This window comes from Pseudomonas mangiferae (assembly GCF_007109405.1).
Taxonomy (GTDB): domain Bacteria; phylum Pseudomonadota; class Gammaproteobacteria; order Pseudomonadales; family Pseudomonadaceae; genus Pseudomonas_T; species Pseudomonas_T mangiferae.
Window position 1 is genome coordinate 407,860 of the sequence record NZ_VJOY01000002.1, and the last position, 25,870, is coordinate 433,729.

At 59.0% G+C, this 25,870-nt stretch carries 23 protein-coding genes and 2 pseudogenes; 18 read left to right on the forward strand and 7 right to left on the reverse strand.

What is annotated here, in order from left to right:
* Nucleotides 1–146: 146 nt before the first annotated feature.
* The 11 genes and pseudogenes from FM069_RS22015 to FM069_RS04265 all read left to right on the forward strand — a co-directional run.
* Nucleotides 147–401 (forward strand): FitA-like ribbon-helix-helix domain-containing protein, encoded by a 255-nt coding sequence (locus tag FM069_RS22015; RefSeq protein ID WP_143487030.1) that lies wholly within the window; start codon nucleotides 147–149, stop codon nucleotides 399–401.
* Nucleotides 398–817 (forward strand): type II toxin-antitoxin system VapC family toxin, encoded by a 420-nt coding sequence (locus FM069_RS04220; RefSeq protein WP_143487031.1) that lies wholly within the window; start codon nucleotides 398–400, stop codon nucleotides 815–817. Before FM069_RS22015 ends, FM069_RS04220 begins: the two co-directional genes overlap by 4 nt.
* 135 nt (nucleotides 818–952) lie before the next feature.
* Nucleotides 953–1,738 (forward strand): P-type conjugative transfer protein TrbJ, encoded by a 786-nt coding sequence (gene trbJ / locus FM069_RS04225; protein WP_143487032.1) that lies wholly within the window; start codon nucleotides 953–955, stop codon nucleotides 1,736–1,738.
* A 15-nt stretch (nucleotides 1,739–1,753) separates the two neighbouring features.
* Nucleotides 1,754–2,029 (forward strand): entry exclusion lipoprotein TrbK, encoded by a 276-nt coding sequence (trbK, locus tag FM069_RS04230; RefSeq protein ID WP_143487033.1) that lies wholly within the window; start codon nucleotides 1,754–1,756, stop codon nucleotides 2,027–2,029.
* On the forward strand, nucleotides 2,026–3,618 hold the full coding sequence (trbL, locus tag FM069_RS04235; RefSeq protein WP_143487034.1) for a P-type conjugative transfer protein TrbL: 1,593 nt from the start codon (nucleotides 2,026–2,028) through the stop codon (nucleotides 3,616–3,618). Before trbK ends, trbL begins: the two co-directional genes overlap by 4 nt.
* Before the next feature lie 66 nt (nucleotides 3,619–3,684).
* Nucleotides 3,685–3,912 (forward strand): type I toxin-antitoxin system ptaRNA1 family toxin, encoded by a 228-nt coding sequence (locus FM069_RS04240; protein ID WP_143487035.1) that lies wholly within the window; start codon nucleotides 3,685–3,687, stop codon nucleotides 3,910–3,912.
* Between the two features lie 236 nt (nucleotides 3,913–4,148).
* Nucleotides 4,149–4,721, forward strand: a complete 573-nt coding sequence (locus tag FM069_RS04245; protein WP_143487036.1) for a recombinase family protein — start codon at nucleotides 4,149–4,151, stop codon at nucleotides 4,719–4,721.
* Between the two features lie 29 nt (nucleotides 4,722–4,750).
* Nucleotides 4,751–6,853, forward strand: coding sequence for a site-specific DNA-methyltransferase (locus tag FM069_RS04250; RefSeq protein WP_143487037.1), 2,103 nt, complete (start codon nucleotides 4,751–4,753; stop codon nucleotides 6,851–6,853).
* Nucleotides 6,854–6,856: 3 nt separating this feature from the next.
* Entirely contained in the window at nucleotides 6,857–9,457 is a 2,601-nt protein-coding gene (locus FM069_RS04255; protein ID WP_143487038.1) for a DEAD/DEAH box helicase, read from the forward strand.
* A gap of 51 nt (nucleotides 9,458–9,508) precedes the next feature.
* On the forward strand, nucleotides 9,509–9,730 hold the full coding sequence (locus FM069_RS04260; RefSeq protein ID WP_143487039.1) for a hypothetical protein: 222 nt from the start codon (nucleotides 9,509–9,511) through the stop codon (nucleotides 9,728–9,730).
* Between the two features lie 401 nt (nucleotides 9,731–10,131).
* A pseudogene (locus FM069_RS04265) lies at nucleotides 10,132–10,688 on the forward strand (tyrosine-type recombinase/integrase); the annotation flags it as partial.
* Between the two features lie 42 nt (nucleotides 10,689–10,730).
* On the opposite strand, the gene FM069_RS04270 reads toward FM069_RS04265, so the two are convergent.
* Genes FM069_RS04270 through FM069_RS04280 form a run of 3 tightly spaced genes read right to left on the reverse strand, consistent with a single transcriptional unit; the run spans nucleotide 10,731 to nucleotide 14,215 of the window.
* A complete protein-coding gene (locus FM069_RS04270; protein ID WP_143487040.1) occupies nucleotides 10,731–12,815 on the reverse strand; it encodes an AAA family ATPase in 2,085 nt (694 codons plus the stop codon).
* Nucleotides 12,816–12,817: 2 nt separating this feature from the next.
* Nucleotides 12,818–13,264, reverse strand: coding sequence for a hypothetical protein (locus FM069_RS04275; RefSeq protein ID WP_143487041.1), 447 nt, complete (start codon nucleotides 13,262–13,264; stop codon nucleotides 12,818–12,820).
* Between the two features lie 3 nt (nucleotides 13,265–13,267).
* Nucleotides 13,268–14,215 carry a hypothetical protein gene (locus FM069_RS04280; protein WP_233281974.1) on the reverse strand — a complete coding sequence of 316 codons (948 nt, stop codon included), beginning with the start codon at nucleotides 14,213–14,215 and terminating at the stop codon, nucleotides 13,268–13,270.
* A 432-nt stretch (nucleotides 14,216–14,647) separates the two neighbouring features.
* On the opposite strand from FM069_RS04280, the pseudogene FM069_RS04290 reads away from it, so the two are divergent.
* A pseudogene (locus FM069_RS04290) lies at nucleotides 14,648–15,146 on the forward strand (JAB domain-containing protein).
* A 54-nt stretch (nucleotides 15,147–15,200) separates the two neighbouring features.
* Here FM069_RS04290 and FM069_RS21800 read toward each other — a convergent pair.
* Complete coding sequence (locus tag FM069_RS21800; RefSeq protein WP_233281975.1) at nucleotides 15,201–15,485, reverse strand: hypothetical protein; 285 nt, start codon at nucleotides 15,483–15,485, stop codon at nucleotides 15,201–15,203.
* Nucleotides 15,486–15,500: 15 nt separating this feature from the next.
* Nucleotides 15,501–16,010 (reverse strand): hypothetical protein, encoded by a 510-nt coding sequence (locus tag FM069_RS21805; RefSeq protein WP_233281976.1) that lies wholly within the window; start codon nucleotides 16,008–16,010, stop codon nucleotides 15,501–15,503.
* A 563-nt stretch (nucleotides 16,011–16,573) separates the two neighbouring features.
* On the opposite strand from FM069_RS21805, the gene FM069_RS04300 reads away from it, so the two are divergent.
* A complete protein-coding gene (locus FM069_RS04300) occupies nucleotides 16,574–17,626 on the forward strand; it encodes a hypothetical protein (protein WP_218570280.1) in 1,053 nt (350 codons plus the stop codon).
* Between the two features lie 48 nt (nucleotides 17,627–17,674).
* Here the strand turns inward: FM069_RS04300 and FM069_RS04305 are convergent, their stop codons facing one another.
* A complete protein-coding gene (locus tag FM069_RS04305; RefSeq protein WP_143487043.1) occupies nucleotides 17,675–18,550 on the reverse strand; it encodes a LysR family transcriptional regulator in 876 nt (291 codons plus the stop codon).
* 211 nt (nucleotides 18,551–18,761) lie between these two features.
* Between FM069_RS04305 and FM069_RS04310 the strand changes: the two genes are divergently transcribed.
* Nucleotides 18,762–19,379: an isochorismatase family protein gene (locus FM069_RS04310; RefSeq protein WP_143487044.1), complete on the forward strand. Its 618-nt coding sequence runs from the start codon at nucleotides 18,762–18,764 to the stop codon at nucleotides 19,377–19,379.
* Nucleotides 19,380–19,604: 225 nt separating this feature from the next.
* Here FM069_RS04310 and FM069_RS04315 read toward each other — a convergent pair whose 3' ends face one another.
* Nucleotides 19,605–20,093: a hypothetical protein gene (locus tag FM069_RS04315; protein WP_143487045.1), complete on the reverse strand. Its 489-nt coding sequence runs from the start codon at nucleotides 20,091–20,093 to the stop codon at nucleotides 19,605–19,607.
* Nucleotides 20,094–20,687: 594 nt separating this feature from the next.
* On the opposite strand from FM069_RS04315, the gene FM069_RS04320 reads away from it, so the two are divergent.
* The 4 genes from FM069_RS04320 (at nucleotide 20,688) to FM069_RS04335 (ending at nucleotide 25,853) form a co-directional block, all read left to right on the forward strand.
* The gene (locus tag FM069_RS04320) at nucleotides 20,688–22,178 is read left to right on the forward strand and encodes an HAD-IIA family hydrolase (protein WP_143487046.1); all 1,491 of its coding nucleotides are present in this window, start codon (nucleotides 20,688–20,690) and stop codon (nucleotides 22,176–22,178) included.
* A 27-nt stretch (nucleotides 22,179–22,205) separates the two neighbouring features.
* Nucleotides 22,206–23,486 (forward strand): oligosaccharide flippase family protein, encoded by a 1,281-nt coding sequence (locus FM069_RS04325; RefSeq protein ID WP_143487047.1) that lies wholly within the window; start codon nucleotides 22,206–22,208, stop codon nucleotides 23,484–23,486.
* Complete coding sequence (locus tag FM069_RS04330) at nucleotides 23,483–24,685, forward strand: CDP-glycerol glycerophosphotransferase family protein (RefSeq protein WP_143487048.1); 1,203 nt, start codon at nucleotides 23,483–23,485, stop codon at nucleotides 24,683–24,685. Before FM069_RS04325 ends, FM069_RS04330 begins: the two co-directional genes overlap by 4 nt.
* A gap of 154 nt (nucleotides 24,686–24,839) precedes the next feature.
* Complete coding sequence (locus tag FM069_RS04335; protein ID WP_143487049.1) at nucleotides 24,840–25,853, forward strand: extracellular solute-binding protein; 1,014 nt, start codon at nucleotides 24,840–24,842, stop codon at nucleotides 25,851–25,853.
* Nucleotides 25,854–25,870 lie beyond the last annotated feature (17 nt).

The window sequence follows — 25,870 nt, forward strand, 5'->3', positions numbered from 1 at the left end:
AGGGCAGTACGGCCGAGAGGCGTTGCAGAGAGCGCAGAAGTCAGATGGGTAATACGGAACAGAAGGCTACCAGCCCACCGGTAGTTGGGAAATCGCTTGCATCTTGCTATAGTGCAAGAGCCTACAGCAAAAACAGGTTTTGAAAGATGCCATCCGTTACCGTTCGAAATGTACCCGATGAGGTGCATCGCGCCATCCGCGTCCGGGCCGCTCAACACGGACGTAGTATCGAAGCGGAGATGCGTGAAATTCTGGAGTCCGCAGTGAAACCGCAGGGCCGGGTCAAGCTGGGTTCGCTGCTGGCCGAGGTTGGTCGTAAAGCCAAGCTGACGGATGAGGAGTTAGGCACCTTTGAGAGCGTGCGCGACAAGACTCCTGCACGGGCAGCGAGCTTTGAATGATTCTGCTCGATACAAACGTTATTTCGGAGCCCCTGCGGCACTCACCTCAGGCCAGTGTCATTGAATGGATTAACGCACAACCGCTGGAGACGCTTTTCCTGTCAGCGATGACTGTCGCTGAGCTGCGCGCCGGTGTGGCACTTATGCCGACAGGCAAGCGGCGGACGATACTGCAAGAAAGCCTCGAAAGGCAGGTGCTACCCATGTTTGTAGGGCGTGTTCTCGCGTTTGATCTGGCATGCACGCACGCCTATGCAGAGGTGCTGGTAACCGCTCGTAAGGCGGGTAGCGGTATCGAGACTGCCGATGCGTGCATCGCAGCAATCGCCCGTGCCAATGGATTTGTCGTTGCTACTCGAGACACTAGCCCTTTTCAGGCTGCCGGCTTGATGGCCATCAACCCTTGGGAGGTATAGACACCTTACTTGTTCCAGACGCCGTGAAATAACACAAAAAGGCCGGGCTTCGGTGTCGCTCTGGTCAATTACCGATTAGCTACGTGGCGCAGCTACTCGATGACCCTGAAAGCCATTTCAGTGAGGTTATCGACCATGAAGCACATCCGCATTTTAGCGGCTAAACCCGCGCTCGCTGCCATCTTGGTCAGCGGCATTTTCAATACCTCGGCTCATGCCGGCATTCCTGTCATAGACGGCACCAACCTATCTCAGAATGTCATGACCGCCTTTGAGTCGGTGGCGCAAACGCTCAAGCAAATTGAGCAATACAGCATCCAACTCCAGCAATATCAGAATCAGCTTCAGAACACGATGGCCCCGAGTGCGTACATTTGGGACCAGGCCCAATCGACCATCAACGGGTTGATGAACGCGACCAATACGCTGAACTACTACAAGAATCAGCTCGGCAGCCTAGACGGTTACATTAGCAAATTCCAAGACGTGAACTATTACAGGGGTTCGCCGTGCTTTTCCGCCACCGGTTGCTCAGCCGCTGAGTGGGAGGCTATGAACAACGGGCAGCGGCTAGCAAGCGGATCTCGGAAGAAGGCCAACGATGCCCTGTTCAAGGGGCTCGACCAGCAGCAAAACAAGCTGACCTCTGATGCGGCAACTTTGCAGCGTCTTCAGGTGGCTGCGCAAGGTGCTCAAGGCCAAATGCAAGCCATCGGCTACGCCAATCAGCTTGCCAGTCAGCAGGCAAATCAACTTTTGCAGATTCGTGGCCTGTTGATCGCGCAGCAGAACGCTGTTGCTACCAAAATGCAGGCAGATGCTGACAAGGAGGCCCGGCAGGAGGCGGCCGGTATGGTTGCTAGAGAGTCCAGGATTGAGCGCACGGCTAGCCCAAAAAACTGGCTTGAACTGACCCGCTAACGGAGGCCTAGCACCATGAACAAAATGATGCTGCTCGCCGGCTTTGCGGCGACGACGCTGGTCGGTTGCGATAGCAAGCCGCCTGTCTTGCCTATGCCTGAAGTCAATGACACCAATTGCCAAATCGAGGTGATCAAGAATATCGACGACAAGCCTACACGTGAAACGTTTGCCGGGTTGTGCTCACGCCGGTCGCCGGAAGCCGGCGGTATTGCGCCGACCGAGAAGCCATTGAATTGGTTGGAGCTGGCTGACCCGGCAAGCTTGAAAGAGCAGGAGGCGAAACCATGAAAGCACTGCATAAGACTGCGCTGATTGGCGTCACTTTCGCGCTGTATTCCACAGCCGCGTCGGCGCAACTCACCAATCAAGGGATGCTTGATCAAGTAATAACGGAGTTCTCCACAAGGGCCTCAGCCTGGCAGACAGTAATCATGAACGCCGCGACGTTCTTGTTTTGGACGCTGGCCACGATCTCGCTGGTCATTACTTTCGGCTTCATGGCACTACGCAAAGCTGACATCGGTGAGTTCTTTGCCGAATTCATCCGCTTCAGCCTATTTCTAGGTTTCTTCCTATGGTTGCTGCGCCACGGACCTGAGTACGCAAACTCGATCGTCAAGTCACTGGCCAGGCTGGGCGAGCATGCGTCCGGTCTGTCATCGGTGACACCATCAGGCATCGTGGACGTCGGGTTTCTGATCTTGAGGCAGGCATTCAATAACTCGTCGAGCTTGTCCCCCGTGGATAGCGTCATTGGTGTGCTATTGAGCGTAGGCATCTTAGTCCTGCTTACGGTTGTCGCGGTAAATATGCTTTTGCTGTTCGTCTCTAGTTGGCTGCTGATGTACGCCGGGATTTTCTTTCTAGGGTTCGGCGGTTCGCGCTGGACATCCGACATAGCGATCAACTACTTCAAAACGGTCCTTGGAGTGGCCGTGCAGATTATGACGATGGTGCTCTTGGTCGGCATTGGGAACGACCTGCTCTCGAGCTTCTACGCCAGGATGAACACCGGCACGCTTAACTTTGAAGAGCTGGGCGTGATGCTGGTTTTCTGCGTTGCGTTGCTCCTGTTAACTAGTCGTGTACCACCTCTGGTTGCAGGCGTCATTTCCGGTGCAGGCATCGGGAACGCGGGTGGTATCGGCAGCTTCGGCGCGGGCGCGGCTCTAGGTGCCACGATGGGAGCGGCTAGCGTAGCAGCGGGGGCTGCGAGCATGGCCGGTGCCGCGGTGATGGGGAGCGCAACCAACCTTGGGGGCGGCGCTTCGGCACTCAAAGCCGCATTTATAAAGGCCCAAGGCAGCATGGCGGGCGAAGCCGGCGCTGGGCTAGGCGCCATGGCGCGTATGTGCGGTGCAGATACTTCCGGCAGCCAAGGTGCATCTGGCTCAGGATCATCAGCATTCGCGCGAGCGGCAGGCTTGATGGATTCGCTATTGGGTGCAGGAAGCTCCTCGACTGGCAGCATTTCTAGTAAGCCGAAGGGCGGCGATAACACCGGCAACATTGGCGATAGATCCCGCAACGAAGCCGGGGAAGCTAATGGCAGTGAGGGGATGGGGCGAATGGGCGCTCCAGCTAGTAGCCAGGGCGGTTTTGCGCGAGCTACAGCGCTTGCAGCAGGCACCGCTGGCGAACTGGTAAAAGGCGCAGGGACTGTACTCAAAGGTAAGGCCTTACAGCTTGCGGATGGGTTTCAGGAACGCATGGATAAAACAATTGGCGGCCAAGCGGCAACTGCAATCCGGGCTAGCACGCCAGCAGAGACTCTGGCTTTCGAGGGCGACAGCTTAGGTAGTGAGCAGGTCGGCAATCAGGCGGCTGATGCAGATGAAGAAGTCGCTGCTTTCGTTAAGGGCTCGACGGAACACTGAAAGGCGCATCGGTCGGCGTGGGGCCGGCCGACACTTCCATTAATCCACCTGAAGAAGAGGTGAATCGTGGCAACTTCGAATCCTACCAACGTAACTCAGGCAATTCACCATGCCGCTGTTCAGCTTGCGGCTATGGACTGGATCGACCAAGAGGAGGCACGTGAGCTTGGGCCTCTGGCCGAAGCAGTCGCCAATGCTTTTATCGTTGTGTTCTATCAGGCCGAGACGGGGCAAGCTACAGCAGCGGACTTCCGTGAGGTTGTAGATACGGTACGGCGAACGCTTGGCGTGTAGTTCGCGCAGTTGAGCAGCAAGGGCGGCTACCGGCCGCCCTTGTCGTTCTATGGCTCATCTTCGAAATCCTGGTTAACCGGCGGCACCAGCGTTTCGGCTAATCGGTTAATGACAGAGGCATTCTGTCCATCAAACGGTGGTTTTCTGGACAGATCAAAGTGGCGCGCTTTACCGTCGTGAAAGCCGCCGTCTGGTGTTAATATCGGCGTCAAGTTTTCAATGTCCTGGATGCGTCCATGAATCAACGCATAGGATACGCCCGCGTATCGACCGATGATCAGCACCTTGACCTGCAGCGCGACGCGCTCCAGCAGGCCGGGTGCGGCGTGATCTACGAAGAAGCGGTCAGTGGCAAGAATACAGCGCGGCCGGAGCTTGAACAGTGCCGCAAGGCGCTGCGGGCAGGGGACACTCTGGTGGTGTGGCGGTTGGATCGGCTCGGGCGCAGCCTGCCCGACCTGGTGCAGGTCGTGACCGATCTTGAGCAGCGTGGCGTCGGCTTTGAAAGTTTGACGGAAAAGATCGAAACCGGCAGCGCGGCGGGTAAGTTGATCTTCCATGTGTTCGCAGCGTTGGCCGAATTTGAGCGTGGCTTGATCCGTGAGCGGACGCAAGCTGGTTTGGCCGCAGCGCGTGCCCGAGGTCGCGCCGGTGGTCGTAAGCCGAAGCTGGACGAACAACAGGTGAGAGAGATCAAAGCCCTGCTGCGTGACCCCGATATTCAGGTGGCGGACGTGGCCCGCCGCTATGGCGTATCTCGAACCACGATTTACAAGCATTGCGGTGTCGTGCAGCCACGTCATCAATAGCGAAGAAACAAAAGAGAGAAAAAATTTCCGTGTCTAGACTGACTGATTTGATTGCCAAGGCCAAAGCCAAGGATTCGGCCCTGGGGGCTGAGTTGGATCGAGAGTTCAAGATGCTCTCTTCGCGCCTCCCTTTTGGTTTGAACTTCGAGCGGCATAGCCCCGAAGCGGTGGAGCTGCCGCTGCGCCCATTGCGCAAGGGCGACAAGGTGCGCGTGCTGCCGGAGCGCGGCGAAACCCGAAAGGGCGATCATCGGCTGTGGCAGGTGAAGGCCATCCACAAGGCGAAGAAAACGGCTGACCTGGAGTTGCTGGGTGCGGCAGAGATCGAAACGCAGACCGTGGCGCTGGATGATCTGGTGCTGGTGGCCGAGTTCCGCGACAACATCTATCCGGGCCTGGTCAGTACCGGCAAGGTGCAGCGTGGTGGTGATAAGCCCTGCCACACCGTTATCAATGGTGAAAACTACCACGTCCTCAAGGCGTTGACCTATACGCACCGGGGCGGCGTGGATGCTATCTACATCGACCCGCCGTACAACAGTGGGGCGAAGGACTGGAAGTACAACAACGATTACGTTGGAGACGATGACCTTTATCGACACAGCAAGTGGTTGGCAATGATGGAGCGTCGTCTGCTAGTGGCCAAGGAGTTGCTAAATCCTAACGACTCGGTGTTGATTGTCACTATTGATGAAAAGGAGTACCTGCGCCTCGGATTACTGCTGGAACAAGTGTTTCCAGAAGGAAAAATTCAGATGATTTCTTCGATTATCAATCGAAAAGGAATTGTCCGGGCAAATGAATTTAGGCGGACTAATGAGTTCATTTATTTCGTCATGTTCGGTGCCGCTCGATTGAGTCCAAGTAGGTCCGATACTGGTGCGGCTGTGAGATGGGCTAGTTTGAGAAGAACGGATATAGAATCGCGACGCGGGACAAAAAAAGGTGGGACCTCACAATTTTTCCCGATTTATGTAAATAGAGCGACTGCGCAGATCGAAGCGATTGGTGAGCCAATTCCACCAGATGTAGATCGTAACTCTGTTCCTGATCGCCAAGGATGCTTCACCATATGGCCTGTTCGCCCGAATGGGACAGAGATGAACTGGGGATTGACGCCAAAGACAGTGATGGCCCTACTGAAGGATGGCTATGTTAAGGCTGTCGATGGGCGAGCGAATAAGGAACCGACGCTCTACTATTTAACTAGTGGTCAAGTGAAAGATATTGCGAGTGGGAACTTGAAAGTTACAGGAAGAGAAGCTAGCGGTGCCGCAATCGTTGAATTTGAAACAGGTAGGGCAACTATGCCTGCTACGCAATGGGATCATGAAGCGCACAGTGCACAGGAACACGGTAAATCTGTAATAAAAGCGCTGATCCCAGGGCGTGCTTTCGATTTTCCAAAGTCTCTTTATGCGGTTGAAGATGGGCTGCGGTTTTTTGTAGCCAACAAGCCTGATGCAGTAATTCTTGATTTCTTTTCTGGCTCAGGCACGACAGTCCACGCTGTGATGCGGCTCAACAAACAGGATGGTGGCAGTCGCCAATGCATCAGCGTCACTAATAACGAAGTGGCCGCAGAGGAACAAAAGGCGCTTCGTGAGCAAGGTTTGCGCCCAGGTGATCTTGAATGGGACAAATGGGGCATCTGTGACTACATCACCAAACCCCGCGTTGCGGCTGCCATCACGGGTAATACGCCCGACGGCGAGCCGATTAAGGGCGATTACAAATTCACCGATGAATTTCCGATGTCCGATGGCTTCGAGGAAAACGCCGAGTTCTTCACGCTGACCTATGAGACGCCGGTATCGGTCAATTACAACCTCGCGTTCAACCGGATTGCGCCGTTGCTGTGGCTGCGAGCCGGGGCGCGAGGCAGCCGCATAGACAAGCTGCCCGGCGATGGCTGGGCGGTGGCTGACGCCTATGGCTTGCTCAACCAGGTCGATGCGGCCACACCTTTTATCAAGGCGCTGGACAAGGTCGATGGAATCCGCATTGCCTATATCGTCACCGATGACGACCGGCGCTTTCAGTCCATTGCCAAGCGACTGCCTGATGGCGTTGAGCCGGTGCGCCTGTACGAATCGTATTTAACTAATTTCAGTTTCACCAACGGAGAGTAACGGATGAAGTTCACGCTAAAAGACTACCAGCGCGACGCCGTCCGCGAATCCTTGAGCAACCTGGGCAAGGCCCGCCGCCTGTGGCAGAGCGAAGCCGACAGGACGGCGTTTTCACTGACGGCGGTCACCGGCGCGGGCAAGACCGTGATGGCTGCTGCCACGTTCGAGGCGCTGTTTCATGGTGACGATGAGTTCAATTTTGATGCTGACCCCGGCGCAGTGGTGATTTGGTTCAGCGACGATCCTTCGTTGAATGAACAGACCCGTTTTCGCTTTATCGAGGCCAGTGACCGCATCAATTACACCGACCTGGTGGTGGTGGAAAACACCTTCAACAGGCCGAAGTTCCAGGCGGGGAAAATCTACTTTCTCAACACCCAGAAGCTCAGCAAGAACAGCTTGCTGGTGCGCGGCCATGACCCTGAAGAGATGGCCGCCAAGTGGGACGGTACCTTTCCGGACATGCGGCCAGACCTTCGGGCCTACACGATTTGGGACACCATCCAGAACACCATTGAAGACCCGGATTTGACGCTCTATCTGGTGCTGGATGAGGCGCACCGGGGCATGGGCGCTCAAACAGCAGCCAGTCAGAACGCCAAGAGCACCATCGTCCAGCGGCTGATCAATGGCGTGGGCAGCGTGCCCGGTATCCCGGCGGTTTGGGGTATTTCGGCGACTGTGGAGCGGTTCAACAAGGCGATTGAGTCGGCAGGCAAGCACATCAAGCTGCCGAATGTGGAGGTGGATGCCTCCAAGGTGCAGGAATCCGGCCTGATCAAGGACACCATCCTGCTGGATATTCCAGACGATGCAGGCAATTTCGACACAGTGCTGGTGCGGCGTGCGACCGATAAATTGAAGGAATCCAGCCTTGCCTGGAGCGCCTATTCCAATCAGCAACAGGAAGCCCATGTTGTTGTGCCGTTGATGGTCTTGCAGGTGCCCAACACGCCTGACCCTGATGAAATCGGGCGGGCGCTGGATACCATTTTCAAACAGTATCCGGAGCTGCCCTCTGCCTGCGTGGCGCACGTTTTCGGGGATCACACCACGCAGCGCTTCGGTAACCGTGACGTGCCCTACATTGAGCCGCAGCGGGTTCAGGAATCGACCTGGGTGCGGGTGTTGATCGCCAAGGATGCCATTAGCACCGGCTGGGATTGCCCGCGTGCCGAGGTCATGGTGTCGTTCCGTGCGGCCAGCGATAAAACGCACATCACACAGTTGCTGGGCCGTCTGGTGCGCTCGCCGCTGGCCCGCCGTATACCCGGCAACGACCGCCTGAATGCGGTGGAGTGCTTGCTGCCGAAATTCAACCGCAAGGCCGTGGAGGAGGTAGTTGACGCGTTGACGACGGGCAACGAGGCAGCCACACCGGGGCGGGTGTTGATCGACTACATCGAGGTGCGGCCGAACCCTGCGGCCGCACCTGCGGTGTGGGAGGCATTCGAGGCGCTGTCGTCACAAACGCGGCCACAACGGGGTGCTAGGCCGGCAGTCAGGTTAACCGCATTGGCGCACGAATTGGTATCCGACGATATTCTGTCAGGCGCAGGCCGACGAGCACACGCCGAGATGCACACGGTTTTAGATGCGTTTCAGGCTGACAACGAGGCCAAGGTCAAGGCCAAGCGGCAGTCGGTGCTGGTGGTAGATGGCAGGACCGTGAAAGCAGACCTGCTGGGCCAGGGTCGGAGTCTGGAGAAATTCTGGGAAGACGCCGATGTGGCAGTCATCGACGATGCCTACCGCCGTGCGGCGCGCATCTTCAGCCCGCCGATTGCCCATTCCTATGTTGACCATCTGGCCAGCCAGGAAGCCGACCGCGACGAAGACCCAGAGGGCTTTCTTGAGGCCATCATGGAGGCCCGCGTAACCGTTGCCGGTTTGGGTCTAGTGATGGAAGCACAGGCTTATTTTGATGCCGAGGCCGATAAGCTGACGAAGGACTGGCTGGTCAAGTATGGGGCGCAGATCAAGGCGCTCAGCGATGATCGACGGGAGTCCTACAGGCAGATCATCGAAATGAGCACGGAGCCGCAGGACGTGGGCTTGCTCAAGCCCGAGGCCCGCTATGAGGCGACCAAGGCGAACGAAAACGGCAAGGTGAGAGTGCTCCCAGTCTGGGATGGTCACTTGCTGTGCAACGAGGCCGGCAAGTACCCCGCTGAACTGAATGACTGGGAGCGGACGGTGGTCGAGACGGAATCGGCAAAGCCGGGGTTCTCGTTCTGGTATCGCAACCCGCAGCAGCCAGGGCAGGCTTCGCTAGGTATCGCCTATGAGAAAGCCGGGCAGTACGGGATTGTTCGCCCGGACTTTCTGTTCTTTGCCACGCAGGGGGATGGCTCCCTTGTCGTCGATCTGGTTGATCCGCACGGGCTGCATTTGAGCGACGCGCTGGTCAAGCTGCAAGGCTTGGCCCTGTACGCTGCCAACCATGCCGATGCCTATCGCCGGATCGAGTCCATTGCCCAGGTGAGTGGCAGCGACAAGCTGCGGGTGCTCGACTTGAAACGCCAGGACGTACAGGATGCGATTGCCGCCGCCGACGATGCTGAAGGGCTGTTCAGCAGTGGGCTGGCAGATGACTATCAGTGACCGCGCAAGCGCAGTGACGAATCAGATCAGCAACTATCGGAGGCACAACGCATGAAGCGGGACAACACAAGCGAGCCGTTTTTCATCACCGAGGAAGTCGCCGCTGAAATGATCGCCAGCGGCTACGAGTTCGAGCCGCCGCCCATTGCCTGCACGGTGCGCCTGCGTGACGTGCTGGAAGGCATGAGCGATGCCGAGCTGACACTGCAGCCGGGCGAGATCGCCGACCAGGAGCGTAAGCGTCGCCAATGCAGGCCATGTTCAAGCTCATGATCTGCACATGGCATTTTCCGTGGCACTGAGCTTTGTCGTCATTGCAAAGCGTTGTCAATAAAGGATTTTATGTGCTTGTTTATAATCGAGTGGGAATGACGGAGCGTCTTTCGGGGACTATCGGTACCTATCGATAAGATGCTGTAACGTTTTGATTTAGAAGGAAATACGTCTCGGCATCTATCGGTGGCTATCGCCGAACAGCGAAAATGGTTTGGCGGTCGCGGTGACGGTAGCTCTCGGAGGTCGGATTAAGACTCTCCCGTTTACTATCGAGACCAAACCGGTCTTTGACGGTAAATCTCTACTTGGGAAAGCTTCTATTACGCGGCTTTCCCGGCATCAGCAGGTCTCCTGGCCATTGACGGTAAAAGCCGTCATCAACAGGAGGAAAAACCGCGATGCTGACCGACACCGCACTGCGCAATCTCAAGCCCAAAACCAAGCCCTACAAGGCTTCCCACCGCGATGGCATGTACGTGACGGTATCGCCCGGCGGTACTGTCACCTTTCGCTATGATTACCGTCTCAATGGACGCTGGGAAACGCTGACCATCGGTCGGTATGGCCCAGCAGGTATTTCGCTGGCCATGGCTCACGAAAAGCTGCTGGAGGCCAAGCGCATGGTTACCCAAGGCATATCCCCCTCCCTGGAGAAACAGCGCGCCAAATGCCGTCTGACAGCCGCCAAGTCGTTCGGTGACATGCTGAAGAGCTGGCTGGCCGATACACGTATGGCTGACAGCACGCGGTCCATGCGCAAGAGCATCATTGACCGCGACATCTTGCCGGTCTTCGAGAATCGGCTCCTGACCGAAATCCCCCTGACGATCTGTGGGCGCTCTGTGCCAAGGTGAAGGGGCGTGGCGCGCTTGCCACTGCCGTTCACATTCGCGACATTGTGAAGCAGGTCTTTGCGTTCGCAATCCTGCATGGCGAAAAGGTCGAAAATCCTTCTTAATGCTTGTGTCGTTTATCTGAAAGATATCAATCATCCATGCTAGATAGGAGAAATTGATTTGTCGGCGAGCTGGATAAGTTTGAAGTCTACGTTATATGTGGCTTCCAAGTAGGTGGCTTCGCTGTCATCAAACGATGCGGCAACGATACTTTGTAGATTTGCTTCAGCGGATAACTGTTGGAATAAGGCTTGTTGGCTCTTCGTGGCCATTGAGTGCTGTCCGGGCTCATCCAGTAACAGGAAGCCTGGATGGTTGCCTTGGACGGTGGGGTGTGACGAGGTCTGGTAGATAGAGATTAAGTAACTCCAGATCAGACGGACGAAGTCACTCGCACTCGATTCGCGTGCAATATTGCCTTTTGGCTTGCTGCCTTCGGTCTTTGTTGGAGCTTGATCATCACTTCGCTCATTGATTTCGCGCAGCTCCATTTTTGCTAGATAGGGCAGCAAATTATCGCGGTTGAATTCGATGTCAGCAATTGCCGCGCTGTGATAATCAAAAGTTCCTATGTTAAGTCGGAACATTTTCTCAAAAAGATCATATTTTGCGCTATCTGCAGCGGAGTAGGTGCTGGTCGGCAAGCTAGATCGGTTTTTTACATTTGCTGCGTGCTGTTCAGATAGTCGAGTAATTTGGTTGAGAATAGAACTTGAGCTTTCCGAGAATTTCTCAAGCTCTTCAAGGTGCATTTCAATCTGTAGTTGGCGCCGAACCCCGGCTTGAGAAACTGCAGAGTTAGAGTTTAAGTCAGATCGAAGTGCATTGAGTGACGATTTGGTAACTGCAACCATCCTAGAAATTTGATCTCTGAGAGCTTCTGTTTCTGTGATCTGTTGTTCAATTCCTACTCCATCTCTCTCTAGCATCCGCAGCTGAGCCCTCAGGTACTCGATGTTCGTCCCGATATCCATGTGCGGGGTGCTTTCATGCAAATCTACAAGGGAGTGACCAATTTTCTGGTGGCAAGCGGGGCACGAGTCATTTGCGGTCGAAAGGCTTAATGAGGCGCCATAATTTATTAGCTTTTGCGCCGCTTGGTTTTTTTTCAGTTCGTCATGTGCCTGTTTAGTATTTATTGTGTTGGAATTTCGGCTTGCTCTGAGCAGGGTTAAGTTGCCTAGGCATGCTTCATATGCGACGGTATATCGGGCAAGCTCGTCTGTGAGCTTCTCAATAGACTGTGTCAGCTCCTGAGGTAACGCTTGGGTACGACTCTGTTGCTCTTGGCCGATTCGTTGATGCTCAGCAATTTGGCTTCTTTTGTACTCAATAAGATTTACTGGCTCACGATCAGGTAGAGTCATGCTGAAAGTGACGACTTCTTGATTGAAGTTAGCAATAGGCGCTTTCGGAAAATTTTCGAAGTGAAGTCCGAGCTTCAAGGCTTCAATGTTTAGCGTTCGATAAAGGATTTGCCATTCTTCATATATCCGCTTGGATTCTTTGTCCAGGGTATCTCGACTGGCAGCTGTTTCAAAGACATCGGTGCCTACAAGATAATCGACGATCTTAATTCTGGCATCCTTAATGCCGAAGTATGGAAGATTGGCAATGTAATCTGTCCAGCCACGCTTTTGCTCGATCGCCATGGCTGCGAAGATATATTGAAGATAAAGCTTTACTGGCTTCCCGCTGGTTTGAGGAACCATAGGTAAGTTTAGATTGAGGAATTTTTCAAAGTAGGTAAAAAATCCCTCTTCGATTTGAGCACTGCCGCTGTCGTGGATGAACCTGAAAAACGGAATAGCACTCTCGGATTTTGTTAGGCCAGCGCACTCCTGGATTTCGACTAGTTTGTTGTTCCTTGCTCTGCCCTTGATGCCACGAGTGATTGTAATGGTTTTTCCATGGCTTTCTATTTCGATTGTTACCCCGGAAGAAACTATGAGATGTTTGGCTTCTTCATATTCAACATGATCTTTCAATGCATAAGTCAAGGCGTTTTCATTTTGTGCGCCCAGTAGCTCTTCCATGCCAATGGCATAGAGTATTGCATGAACAATAGTGCTTTTTCCTGCAGAGTTACGGCCTCTGATAATGTTCAGGTGTCGGCTGAATTCTGTATAGAAGCCGAACGGGCCGCTGCTTGTTTGAACATCAATATTGAGAGCTTTGATATACATTTCTAATCCCATTCCTTGGATACAGAAGTTACCATCTTTTCTGTAATCCTTTTACCGATCGAGTGCAGGGCAGATTTTTCTTCGCTGAGAATACTGTCATCTGCAAGTATAAGCTTTACATAGGCCAAGCCCGCTTTGGATAAAGCAAAACCACCGGTGGTTGTATGTGTAATCAGCTCGTCTTGAAATGCTAGGTTTAATGCGATAGCCATAGCGGGGTCAAACCCCCAGATCGGTAAGTGAAGCTGACCGCTCTCTGCTCCACTTCTCAATGCCATAGCACGTTCAGGTCGTTTAAGAGCCCAGTTCATTAAATGAATTTTAACTAGGCTACTTTTACCGCCATGCCCTGTAATGTGAAGTATTAGAAGTGCCTGGGCTATCTTGTAGACTGGACGAAGCTCAGACAGAACGGGGATGGGGCGTCGAGTGAATTTTAATTGAGCCATGTTTTACTCGATGAAGTCCAGTTCACAAATGGCAAGCCAGCGAGCAACGGTTCTGGTTGCTACCTCTCTGGCTGTCGAGCTATCAATGTTGACGTTTCGGTCTGTAACCAAACATTCTATAAGCCTTGATTTAACTAGCTCCGTAAGCGCCTCTGGAGTTTCCGCAGACGTATAAGTCCACTCGTTAACTTGGCTTTCAAAGCTGTTCACAACGCGTGCGATATTTACGTAGGTTTGGGGTGAGCGGTCATACAGAGATTGAAAGTAGGTGTCGTGATCGAGGAAAGACTTTCGGGTAATGGTTATCAGCCCCTGAATCCTTTGCTCAGACATTCCGAAAAGACGCAGACGGCATTTGCGCTCTAGATGTATATCAAAGGTTTCGCCCCTGGAGTTGACTTCTGGTAGTCGTTGAATAGGAGAGCCGACATACGGGGGCATGCCTGCTGAAGTTCTTAATGAGTTGAATTCTTTCAGGTAGAATTCATGATCGTGAAGCAGGATGCTGAAGTTTTCATGGATGTGAGGGAGTTTCCAGTCTCTAACTTCTGCTTCTTTTGTTCTAGAGTAAGACACCAGTTTATGTCGGTTGATTTCGGGAGTAACGAAGCACCAGTTTATGATTCTGGTCCCCCCCAACAAACCTTGAAGTTCTTTCGCGTAATCTTTGAGTTTTTTTAGGTCGGTGTTGATTTTGTCTCGTTGCTTTTCATAAAGCTCGTCTTGCTCATATAAGCGTTCAGGGCAATAGCACTGGAAGGCGTAGCCGGTATGCTTGGTAAAGCCTTCGATACCGTAGTCTCCAGGAGAGGCCGGGATCTGCTGATAGCCATCTGCACCGTGTTTTGATTTAAATGCTAGTTGACATGCTGCTTCCCAGGTTGTCCCTGTGAACTGACCGATTGGTGTCTCTATCACTTCCTGTTTGCCTCGTTGAAGCTGATCGCCCACAGCTGATCACATCCATTTTTCCGAGATCACCAGCAGGGTTAGGCCTCGGTTTTCTGTGAAATTAGCAAAAGGCCACTACAAGGTCTAGCGGACATAACTGGATGGTGTTAGCTAGAGATACCTTGAGCTCGTTGGACTTCCCGGCGTTCGCCCGTCGGGCTCGCGGGCTACGCCCCGTGCTTCGTGCTGAATCACGGCCATCCGGCTTTGATCCCTGACGTCTCCGGCCCTTGAGGGCCTGCGCGCTCCGCTTGCCCCGATCCGTGGCATGGGTGGAGTGGGGCGGTCTGGCTGTTCCCTTCACTGTATCTCGGCGTTAAGGGCTGCGCGTGCGTGCACGCTGGCGTCCTGGCAGCCGTCGTTGACCCCTGACAGCTGCGCCGTGCTGGTGCCGGTTCCGGGCAATTCCGCCTGAGCAACCGGAGCACGATCATGTCGCAACTCTCTCTGACCCTCGACAACGCGCTGTTGGTACGTGAGGGGCACTACCTGCCGGCGACTGCCGACCAGATTCTTGAAGCCGCACGCTTGGTCATCGATCAGAAGAACCCCGCGCGGGGCGCTGTTCACCTCGCCAGCGCTGGTCAGGGACTACCTGTGTACCAAGCTGGCTGGCTTCGAGCACGAAGTTTTCGCGGCGCTGTTCCTCGACACACAGCCTCGCTGATCGAATACGTCGAACTGTTCCGGGGCACCATCGACGGTGCTTCGGTGTATCCGCGCGAAGTGGTCAAGGAAGCACTGCGAGTCAACGCGGCGGCAGTGACCTTCTCGCACAACTATCCGAGCGGGAACCCTGAGCCGAACTAGGCCGACAGGGTGCTGACCCTGCGGCTCAAGGACGCGCTGGCACTGGTGGATGCGCACGCTGGATCACATCATCGTTGGTGTCGAGGCGACAGCATCATTCGCAGAGCAGAGGCTGCTCTGACTGCAGGGGGCTTCGGCCCCCTTTTTTGCTGCGCCAAAACCTGCCGACACTACATCACTTGTCGCTATCGCGTTCACGCTGGCGCAGTCGCTTCACGTACGCGCTGTCTTTCAGTTCATCAGGGCTCAGATCCAACGCACAGTTCACCAGCGAGGCCAGCGTGGCATCGCTTAGCTTGAGGCCTTCGGGTAGCGGGCCACCGCTCTGCTCGCTGTTCTCCTCGATGGCAGCGAAAAGTGCCTTGAAGAAGTCCGCAGACGAGTGGCGGGTGGCTGCGCTTGCGGCTCGAGTCAGCGGATCTGTGGCCTCCACTTCAGCGCCGTTTGCATCGCTGGCCACCGCTCGAACGAACTGTTACAAGGTGGGCCAGTACTTCCATTCGAACTGGTTGCGAACGGTGTTCAGGCGCTTCTTCACATAAGCGTTAAAGAGGTAGTGATCCTTCGCTGCATCCTCAATTACGTTACAGACATGGTAGTGAGTGTTACTTCTGAAACTCGATATATTGTGCAGGTTGGAGCGGTGCTCCAGCAGTTGGGCCAGTTCCTCGGCTTTCTGTGCAATCTGCTGGTTGGTGTCAACAAGTTCGTCCCGTAGAGCGCGAGCCCTGGCGATTTTATCTGGGGCCCAGAATGCAGCAGTACTGAGCAAGAGGCTCATGAATGCCGGGAGTGCCCGAGGATGCAGGTGCAGTTTGTCGTACAGCTCACCGTAGGCTTCATTCAGTTCGAGGCGTCGAGCGAGCAGGCGATCAATGATGGCGTTTTCGCTGGGCAGGATGTTGTGCTCGACGTTGTAAGTTTTATCGTCGATCAGGATGTTCTCGCAGGTTTGCTGCGGGGATGGGGTCGATCCGGTACACATGGGTCTTCTCTGAGTAGTGAGGATGCTTTGCAGCGTAATGAGCCAAATTGCGCTTGTCGGTACCCCCAAGCCCATTGTTCGACCTGCTCTCAGGTACCTCTGTATTTTGGGCATGCACTTGGCCCACATTCCTACCGTGAGGATAGTGCCATCATTGGAGGCAGCCTAGACACCACGGGTTACCAATTGTCGTCAGATACAGCAACACGCCCCCGCATGGAGGAACAGATGACGAACGTAGTAATCCATGAAATGGACTTGAAGCGTTTCTCCGCGCTTATAGGCCAATCCCGGAGCCCGATGACCGAGTTCTTTACCAGCGAAATTGGATGGTTTGCCGTCCAGGATGAAACTGTCCTAGGCGTCGTGCTCATTGATATCCATGACAAAGACTTCTCAGCAATTCTGCTGGGAAGAGATGCTATAGGCCGTTATCGGGGCATCAATCAGAAAATATCTATGGAGACGCCGCAGGCGGCGCATGCGTGGCTGATTGAAACGATCACCGCAGTGACACTGAGTGGGAAAAGGTTTTCGAGCAAGACGATGAAGAAGGTGAAGCTATGGACATCTTCTCTCCGGTTAAAGCCGAGGAAAAACTCCACCACTACTTCCGAATCCTCTCGAAGGAACCGTCGCACGTGGCTGCTAGGGGAATCATCCGTGAGATGATGCCTCACTGCGTCGATATTGATGGAAACTTTATCGAGCAGTTTCAGACTACTGGCTTCGACGCCAGGGTGTGGGAGCTCTATCTGAATGCCTACTTGGTTGAGGAGGGACTCTTCTTCGACCGAGCGCATCACGCTCCTGACTTCATCGTGCAAAAATACGGGCATACCGTAGCGATCGAGGCGACCATCGTAGGCCGCAAGGGTGGGCTAGCGGAGGTTGATTTCGAAAGATTCCCCGAAATGACTCATGAGCAGATATTAGAGAAGACTCGGAATGAAATGCCCATAAAGTTCGGCAGCCCGCTTTTCTCGAAACTTCAAAAGAAGTACTGGGAGCTGGAGCACGTCGCCGGCAAACCTCTGGTCATTGCTATCGCAGATTTCCATGACAACCAGTCTATGTTGTGGACATCTACCTCGCTCACGAATTATCTCTACGGCGTTCGCCACGACCATCACTACGATGAGTCGGGGAAACTGATCATCACCCCTCAAAAAATTGATAAACACATCGTGGGTAACAAGGAAATTCCTTCAGGTTTTTTCTTCCAGCCCGGTGCAGAAAACATTAGTGCCGTCATGTTCTCCGCGAGCGGAACGATCTCCAAATTCAACAGGATGGGCAAGCAGGCTGGCTTTGGAGATAGCAACGTCAGATTGATCCGCAGCGGCACCATGCATGATCACGATCCTAACGCTTCACTACCTAAAACCTTTTCTTACGAGTTCGACAAGAACTGCGAGGAAACTTGGGCCGAAGGTATGAATATGTTCCACAACCCTAATGCATTGCATCCCGTGCCAGAGGAGTTGTTTCCCTCAATTGCTCACCATCGTTTCGAGGGTGACATGATCGTGAGCAACCTGCCTGAGGGTCATGTTTACTCGTCGATGACCATGATTTTGAACGTGTTAAGCGATGAGGAATGGGGGATCGCTTGAGGTCGCCTTTGCCGCGTGCCATTCGCTGTTTATCTCGTCGATCCGCGCTCACTCACGCCCCAGCCGCTCCCGCAGGAATTCGATGAAGCGCTGAGTTTTTGCGGGGAGCAGGCGGGTTTCGGTCACGGCGTAGACGGGTTGGGGTGCGCCGTGCCAGTGGGGCAGGAGGCGGCGCAGGGTGCCTTGGGCCAGTTCGTCCGCGACCAGTTCGTCCGGCATCAGCACGATGCCCATGTCCAGGGTCGCCAGCCGGCGGATCATGCCCATGCTGTTGAGCAGGAAGCGGCCACTCACCGGGACGGTGACCGTTCGGGTGCCTGCGTGCAGGGTCCAGGCGGTGGCCTTCAGCATGCCCAGGCAGCGGTGCTGCTGCAGGGCCTCCGGGGTGTCCGGCTCGCCCGCCTGGTCGAGGTAGCGGGGCGAGGCATAGAGGTGGGGCGTGAACGTGGTCAGGGGGCGGGCGATCAGGTGCGAGGGCTCGGATTCGCCTATGCGGATCGCCACGTCGAAGGGCTCGCTGACCAGGTCGACCCGTCGCGAGGTCAGGTCGAGGTCGAAGGTGATGCCGGGGTACAGGTGGGCGAATTCGGCGATCAGCGGGGCCAGGTAGGTGGTGGCGAAATCCACCGGCAGCGAGGCGCGCAGGACGCCGCTGGGCTGGGCGAGCATGTCCCCCAGGTGCTCGTGGGCCAGGCGCGCCTCGTCGACGATGCGCCGGCAGCGTTCGAAATAGCGCTGCCCGGCCTCGGTCAGCTCGATCTTGCGCGTGGTGCGGTGCAGCAGGCGCAGGCCGATGGCCTTTTCCAGGGCGCTGATGCGCCGGGACAGGGTGGAGTTGGGAATCCCGGTCGCCTCTGCCGCGCGGCGAAATCCCTTGGCGTTGACCACCTCGACGAACAGGGCCATGTCGTTCAGCAATTCCATCGTTCATTGCTCTACCAGTGGATCAATGTTCTCCACATTAGCGTATTCAGGCTGCTGGTGAAGCAGGGGATGATGGCATCGGTGACATGGCGCCTCGGGATCGCCGCTTGGCTTCCGAAAGGACGGAGGCGTTGGCCGCCCCTCGGGCGTGCTTCGCGCGACCGTTCGGCCCGGTTCATGTCCTTCGTCCCTTCACCCAAGGATCGTCCCCATGACCCCCACACGTTTCACGCCCGATACCTCCGCGCTGCTGCTGATCGACCATCAGGTGGGTACGATGCAGCTCATCAAGAACATCGACCGCGAGCTGGCCGCCCGGCAGTCCATCGCGCTGGCGAAGATGGCGCAGCGCCTCGGGCTGCCGGTCGTCATCACCTCCAGCCAGGAGGACCGCGACCAAGGGCCGATCCTGCCGGAAATCGCCGCCCTCCTGCCCGAGGCGCACGACGCCCGGATCAAGCGACCCGGGGTGGTCAATGCCTGGGCGTATTCGCCGTTTCGCGAGGCGGTGGTGGCCACCGGGCGCCGGAATCTCATCATGGCCGGGGTGACCACCGACGTCTGCCTGATCTTTCCCGCCATCGACGCGGCGCGGGAGGGCTTCGCGGTGCAGGCGGTGATGGATGCGTCGGGGTCGCCCAGCGACCTCTCCGAAGCACTGGCCCGCCAGCGCATGCAGGACGCCGGCGTGGTGCTCACGGCCACCAACACGCTCATGGCCGAGATCGCCGATGACTGGTCGACGCCGACCGGGCAGCAACTGATCGAGCTGCTGTTCAGCGACGTCTTCCCGGCGCTCGGCGCGGGCATCACGCCGCCCGCCCGATAAGCGTCGATGGCCGCGGGCTCCGGCGAGGGTTTCGTCGCCGGGCCTGCGGTGTGCACGCTCGCCGTTCACCGGACGACGTCTTGCCTATGAGCGGACAGACCGTTCCGGAGGCGAGTGGGGCCGAGGGGCTCGGCCTTGGCTCGCGCAGCGTCTCCCGCCCGCTGGTGATTCCTCGGGGGAACGGGCTCGCGGGCACTCGCGGAAGCGAATGCCCGTCCCCGGCGCTCAGCCCCGGGGGACGATTCGCTGGATGTTGTGCACCAGGTTGACGTAACCGTTGGGATCGAGGGTAGGAATGACATCGGTGCCGATCACCGCCAGGGAGAAGCTGATCTTCACCTCGTCGCTGCCTTCCAGGCACTCGTAGATGTGGGCGAACGGCAGGATCATCAACGCGCGATCCGGGGAGACCACTGCGCGGCCTTCCCAGTCGTCGAATTCATGGAAGGTCAGGTCGACCCATTGCCAGCCGTGGGTCCGGACCACCGCGTTGCCCCAGGTGATGCCGAAGGCATAGACCAGGTCGTCCTGGTCCACGGACTCCACCGTCGGCGGCGTGCCGCTGTGCTGCCACTCATGCACCGCCTGGTCGATGGCGTCCAGGGAAGCGACGCCGCCGGGCAGGCGCGGGGCGATGGCGTCCAGGACCTGGGCGGCCATGGCGTCGAGCGGGGAGAGGGCCTCGGCGTCGAGGACGGTTTCGCTGATGTTCATCGGGAACCTGCTGCTGCGAGAGAGGAGGGGAACCGGCGACCGGGGCCGGCCTGTCCTGTCTGCGGACAGGGGCGCGGCACCCGGTGGGCCGGAGGGGTGAAAGCAGGTCCGACCCTATCCGATCTCGGCGATGAAATCGAACCGGGTTGCCCGCCTGCCCGGGATCGGCCCGCCCCGTAGCCGGCGACCACCACGTCCTCGCCCAGGCCCGCCCCAGACGCGTCGCCTGGGGGTCGGGAAGCGCCCGGGCATCGCCTGGCGCCAGGGCGAGCGGAGCCCTGGGCCGGGCCCGGCACGGCGCCAGGTCGCGGTTTTCGGCATTGCCGCTTGCGCGCCGCTTCGTTTCGTCTACAGTCGTGCCCAGCGCGCCACCCGGAGACGGGTAAGCCCTTGAGTCTCCCGGCATTTTCCTGTCCCCAGGACGCCCGCCAGGGCGCATGGGCAGCGGACTGGGCCGCCTTTCGGGGTGGCCATCGGCAGGGGGTTCGGGAACGCATCGTCCCCGGGGCAGTCGGACGGGCTTGGCTTTTCGCGCGCGGTCGGCCTGCCGAGCGGGCGCAGGCAGCAGTGAAACGGGCGGTAGAAGGGACGGATATGCTGGGTGTGATACTTGCTGCAGGGGTCGGTTCGCGCCTGCGCCCCATGACCAATGCCAAGCCGAAGTGCCTGGTGACCACCGCCGGGAAGCCGATCCTGCAGTACCAGATCGAGGCCTACCGCAAGGCCGGGGTGCAGCAGCTGATCATCGTGGTCGGCTACGAAGGCCACGCCATCCGCGACTACTGCAAGCACATCAAGGGCATCGGCATCACCATCGTCGAGAACCCCGACTACGAAACCACCAACAACATGTATTCCCTGCACCTCTGCCGCGAGCGGGTGGCGGGCCGGCCGTTCATCCTCAACAACGCCGACCTGAGCATCGACCCGGCCATCGTCGCCCGGCTGGTGGCGTTCGAGGCGGAGGACGCGGTGGCGGTGGACACCTCGTCCTACGACGAGGAATCCATGAAGGTCACGGTCAACGACGCCGGGTTCATCGACGACATCTCCAAGGGCATCGCCGAGGCCGACTGCTTCGCCAGCTCCATCGATTTCTACAAGTTCTCCAGCGCGTCGTCCCGGGTGTTCTTCGAGGAGATCGACCGCATCATCCACCAGGAGCGCAACCTCAAGGACTGGACCGAGGTGGCGATGCAGCGGCTGTTCCGTGCTGGCCGGCTGAGCTTCCCGCCCTGCGACATCGCCGGGCTGGACTGGGTGGAAGTGGACAACTACCAGGACCTGGCTCTGTCCGACCGGATCTTCTCCGGCCTGGACCGGCGCCTGCAGCAGGTGGACACCGTGCTGCTGGACCTGGACGGCACCCTGTTCGTAGGCCGCGACGTGATCCCCGGCGCGCCCGCCGCCATCGAGCGGCTGCAGGCCCTGGGCAAGCGCATCCACTTCCTCAGCAACAATTCCTCCAAGGACAAGCCGGACCACGCCGCGGCCCTCCAGGCCCTGGGTATTCCCTGCTCGCCGGAGCAGATCGTGCTGTCCACCGATGCTCTGGTGGACTACCTGCTGGCGGAGGGGGTGGAGAAGGTGCACGTGCTCGGTACCCGCAGCCTCCAGGCGCGGCTGCTGGCCGCCGGCTTCCAGGTGGGCAATGGGGAGCCGGAGTACGTGGTGGTGGGCTACGACACGGAACTGGACTACCCCAAGCTGGTGGCCGCCTGCCGGCACATCAACGCCGGCACCGATATCCTCGCCACCCACGGCGACGCCTTCTGCCCCTCCGAGCACGGGCCGATCCCCGACATCGGCGCGTTGCTGGCGATGATCAAGGTGGCCACCGGCAAGGGGCCGAAGAAGGTCTTCGGCAAGCCGAGCGGCGAGATGGTCCGGCCGCTGATCCGCCAGCATGGCCTGGACCCGGCCCGGACCCTGCTGGTGGGGGATCGCCTGCACACCGACATCCTCATGGCCCGGACCCTGGGCTGCCTGGGCATGCTGGTGCTGTCCGGCGCCACTACCCGGGACCAGCTGGAAGACGCGGAGATCGTGCCCGACTTCGTGCTCGATTCCCTCGGCCACCTGTGAGGCGGTCGCCGGTGCGGACGGGGCGCGATGCCTAGGCGGCCGGCGGAGGGCGGCGGACGGCTCGCCGCGCTGCTGGGCCACCGGGTCACCCGCAACGCGGCCGCCCTGGGCGTCGTCCAGGTGGCCAACTACCTGGTGCCGCTCCTGCTGTTGCCGTTCCTCACTCGCCAGCTGGGCATGGCCGCGTTCGGCACGGTGGCCGTGGTGCTGGCGGCGATCCAGCTGGCCTTCGTGATCACCGACTACGGGTTTTCCCTGTCCGCTACCCTGGACGTTTCCCTGCACCGGGACGACCGCGGCTACCTCAACCGCAAGATCGGCGCGGTGTTCGCCGCCAAGGGGATGCTGCTGGCGGCGCTGCTGGCGCTGTTCGGCCTGGCGCTGCTGCTCCATGAGCCGCTGCGTACCTACCGGCCGTTCTTCGTCGCCGCCTTCCTCGGGGTGATCGGCCAGGCGTTCCAGCCCCTCTGGCTGTTCCAGGGGCTGGAGCGGATGCGCCAGCTGGCCGTCTACCTGGTGGCCAGCAAGCTGCTCTACGCCGGGCTGGTGCTGGCCCTGGTGCGTGGCCCGGAGGATGCCTTGGCGGTGGTCTATTGCTGGGGCGTGGCCCAGGTCGCGGGTGCGCTGTTGGGGCTGGGCTTCATGGGCGCCCAGGGCTTCGGCGCCGGGGCGCCGACCTGGGCCGGTGTGCTCGAGGAACTGCGCGGCGGGGCCGGGTTCTTCCTCTCGCGGCTGGCGGTGGCGGTGTACACCTCGGTCAACAGCCTGTTCCTCGGCACCCAGGGTACCGTCGGGGTGGCCGCCTATGCGGTGTGCGAGCAGGTCTACAAGGCCGGGCAGAACGTCACGGCGCCGCTGACCACGGCGCTGTACCCGTACATGGCCCGGCAACGCCACTGGACGGTCTTCTTCCGTGCCCTGGGTCTCGGCGGGCTGTGCCTGGCCCTGGGCTGCCTGCTGCTGGGCGTGCTCGCCGAGCCCGTGCTGGGGCTGCTGTTCGGTGCGGAGTACCGGGCCGCGGCGCCGGTGCTGCGGGTGTTCCTGGTCACCGTGCTGGTGAACTACCTGGGGGTGGCGTTCGGCTACTCGGCCTATGCCGCCCTGGGCCGGGTGCAGGTGGCCAACGTCACGGTGATGCTGGGCGGCGCGCTGCACCTGGGCCTGCTGGGGCTGCTGCTGGTGCTGGGCGAGGCCACGCCGCTCGGCGTGGCGCTGGCGACCCTGGCCACCGAGTCCCTGGTGATGGCGATGCGGGTCGCCGGGGTGTACTGGCTGCGCCGAAGTGCCCGGGAGGGCGTGGCCCCATGACCCACCGCCTGGCCAAGTTCGTCGCCTGCCTGCTGCAATGGCCGCTCTGGCTGCTCGCCGCGTGCGTCCCGCGGCGGCGCGACCTGTGGCTGTTCGGCGCCTGGCGCGGCCAGGCCTACAGCGACAACCCCAAGTACCTCTACGAGTACCTGCGATGCCACCGCCCGCCGCTGCGAGCGGTGTGGATCACCCGCTCCCGGCCGCTCTGTGCCCGCCTGCGGGCGGCCTCGCTGGAGGCTCATCATTATTTGAGCCCGCAGGGGCTCTACCTGCAGCTGCGGGCCGGGGCGATCTTCTTCACCCACACCCCGGAAGGCGAGTTCCTCGGCGCCGCGGTGGGACGCGCCTACGCCTGCCAGTTGTGGCACGGCACGCCGTTGAAGAAGATCCTCTGGGACGACCCCGAGCACGTGGCCAGCGAGAGCAGCCGCTCCCGGCGCATCGCAGTGCGCCTGTTCCCCTGGATGCGCAACCGCTGGGACCTGGTGGTGGCGCCCTCGCAGCCGGTGGCGGCGATCTTCGCCGAGACCTTCAGGGGTACGCCGGTGGCGGTCACCGGCTACCCGCGCAACGACAGCGTGGTGCAGCGCGAGGTCTCGGCCGCGCCGCGGCCCATCCGGCGCGCCATCTACATGCCCACCTTCCGCGGCTCGGCCGGCTCGGCCGACAGCGATGCGGCGATAAACACCTTGTTCGAGGCCTCCGGCTTCGATGTGGAGCGCCTGGACGCCCGCTGCGCGCGCCTCGGCCTGGAGCTGACCCTGCGCCTGCATCCGTCCAACCGGCTGAACGAGGCCCTGCGCCAGCGGATCGAGGGCTCGGCCCACATCCGTTTCGACGACGGCGACGACTTCTACCAGCGGATCAACGACTACGACGCCCTGATCACCGACTACTCCAGCGTCTTCTACGACTTCCTGCTCAGCGGCAAGCCGGTGATCCACGCCGGCTTCGACGTGCAGGACTACATGCGCGAGACCCGCGGCTTCTACCGCCCCTACGAGGCGATCTGCCTGACCCCGGGCCTGAAGGACTGGGCCGGGGTCATGGCCACCCTGGAAGGCTTCGCCCGCCAGGGGCTGGACGCGGACTACCTGCAGCGCTACCGCCAGCTGGACGCCTGGGCCAACCAGCGCGCCGACGAGCCCTTCGCCGAGCGGGTGGCCCGCTGCGTCGAGGCGCGGCTGGCCGGCGACTGACGCCTGTCGTCATCGGCGTGCGTCCGGCAGGCAGCGGCCGTCGGCGGGCGCGACGAACCGTCGCAGGGCGCCCGGTTCTTGCGAATGATGTGCAGTTCCCCCGGCCAGGCCCGTATAATTTTGCGCTTACATCCTGGATCGAGAGGAATTGCGAATGACGGCACGTCTTGTAGCGGGGATGGCACGCCTGTGTGGCGCCGGTCTTCTGGGCCTGGGTCTGCTGGCCTCGGGGGTTCGCGCCGAGACCGTCACCCTGACCCTGTACAACGGCCAGCACGAAGCGACCGGCCGCGCCGTGGCCGAGGCCTTCCAGGCCAAGACCGGCATCAAGGTGCTGATCCGCAAGGGCGGCGGTGGCCAGTTGGCCAACCAGATCGCCGAGGAAGGCGCGCGCTCTCCGGCCGACGTGATCTACACCGAGGAGGCGCCGCCCCTGATCAAGCTGGCCAGCGAGGGCCTGCTGGCGAAGGTGGACGCCGGCACCCTGTCCCAGGTCGACCCGAACCTCTCCGATTCCCAGGGCAACTGGCTCGGCATCACCTCCCGGGTCCGCGTGCTGGCCTACAACCCCAAGCTGGTGAGCGAGGCCGAGCTGCCCCAGAGCGTGTTGGACGTGGCCGGGCCGGAGTGGGCGGGCAAGATCGCCTTCGTGCCCAGCAGCGGCGAATTCCTCGGCCAGACCGCGGCGGTGATCCGCCTCAACGGCCGCGAGGCCGCCGAGGAGTGGCTGACCGGCCTGAAGGCCTTCGGCGCCACCTACACCAACAATGTCATCGCCATGAAGGCGGTGGAGAACGGCGAGATCGGCGCGGCGCTGATCAACAGCTACTACTGGATGGCCCTGAAGAAAGAGAAGGGTCAGCTCAACTCCAAGCTGCACTACTTCGCCGACGGTGACGCCGGCGGGCTGGCCAGCGTGTCCGGCGCGGCCGTGGTGAAGGCCAGCAAGCATCCCAAGGAGGCCCAGCAGTTCCTCGCCTTCATGATCAGCGAGGAGGGCCAGCGGGCGATCCTCAGCCAGTCCGCCGAATACCCGGTGAACAAGGCGGTGCCCGCCGACCCGCTGCTCAAGCCCTATGACCAGTTGAAGCCGCCGGCCCTGAGCGCCGCCGAGATCGGCCTGGCCGAGGACGCCCTGGACCTGCAGCGCGAAGTCGGGCTGAACTGATGAACGCCGAGGGGGTG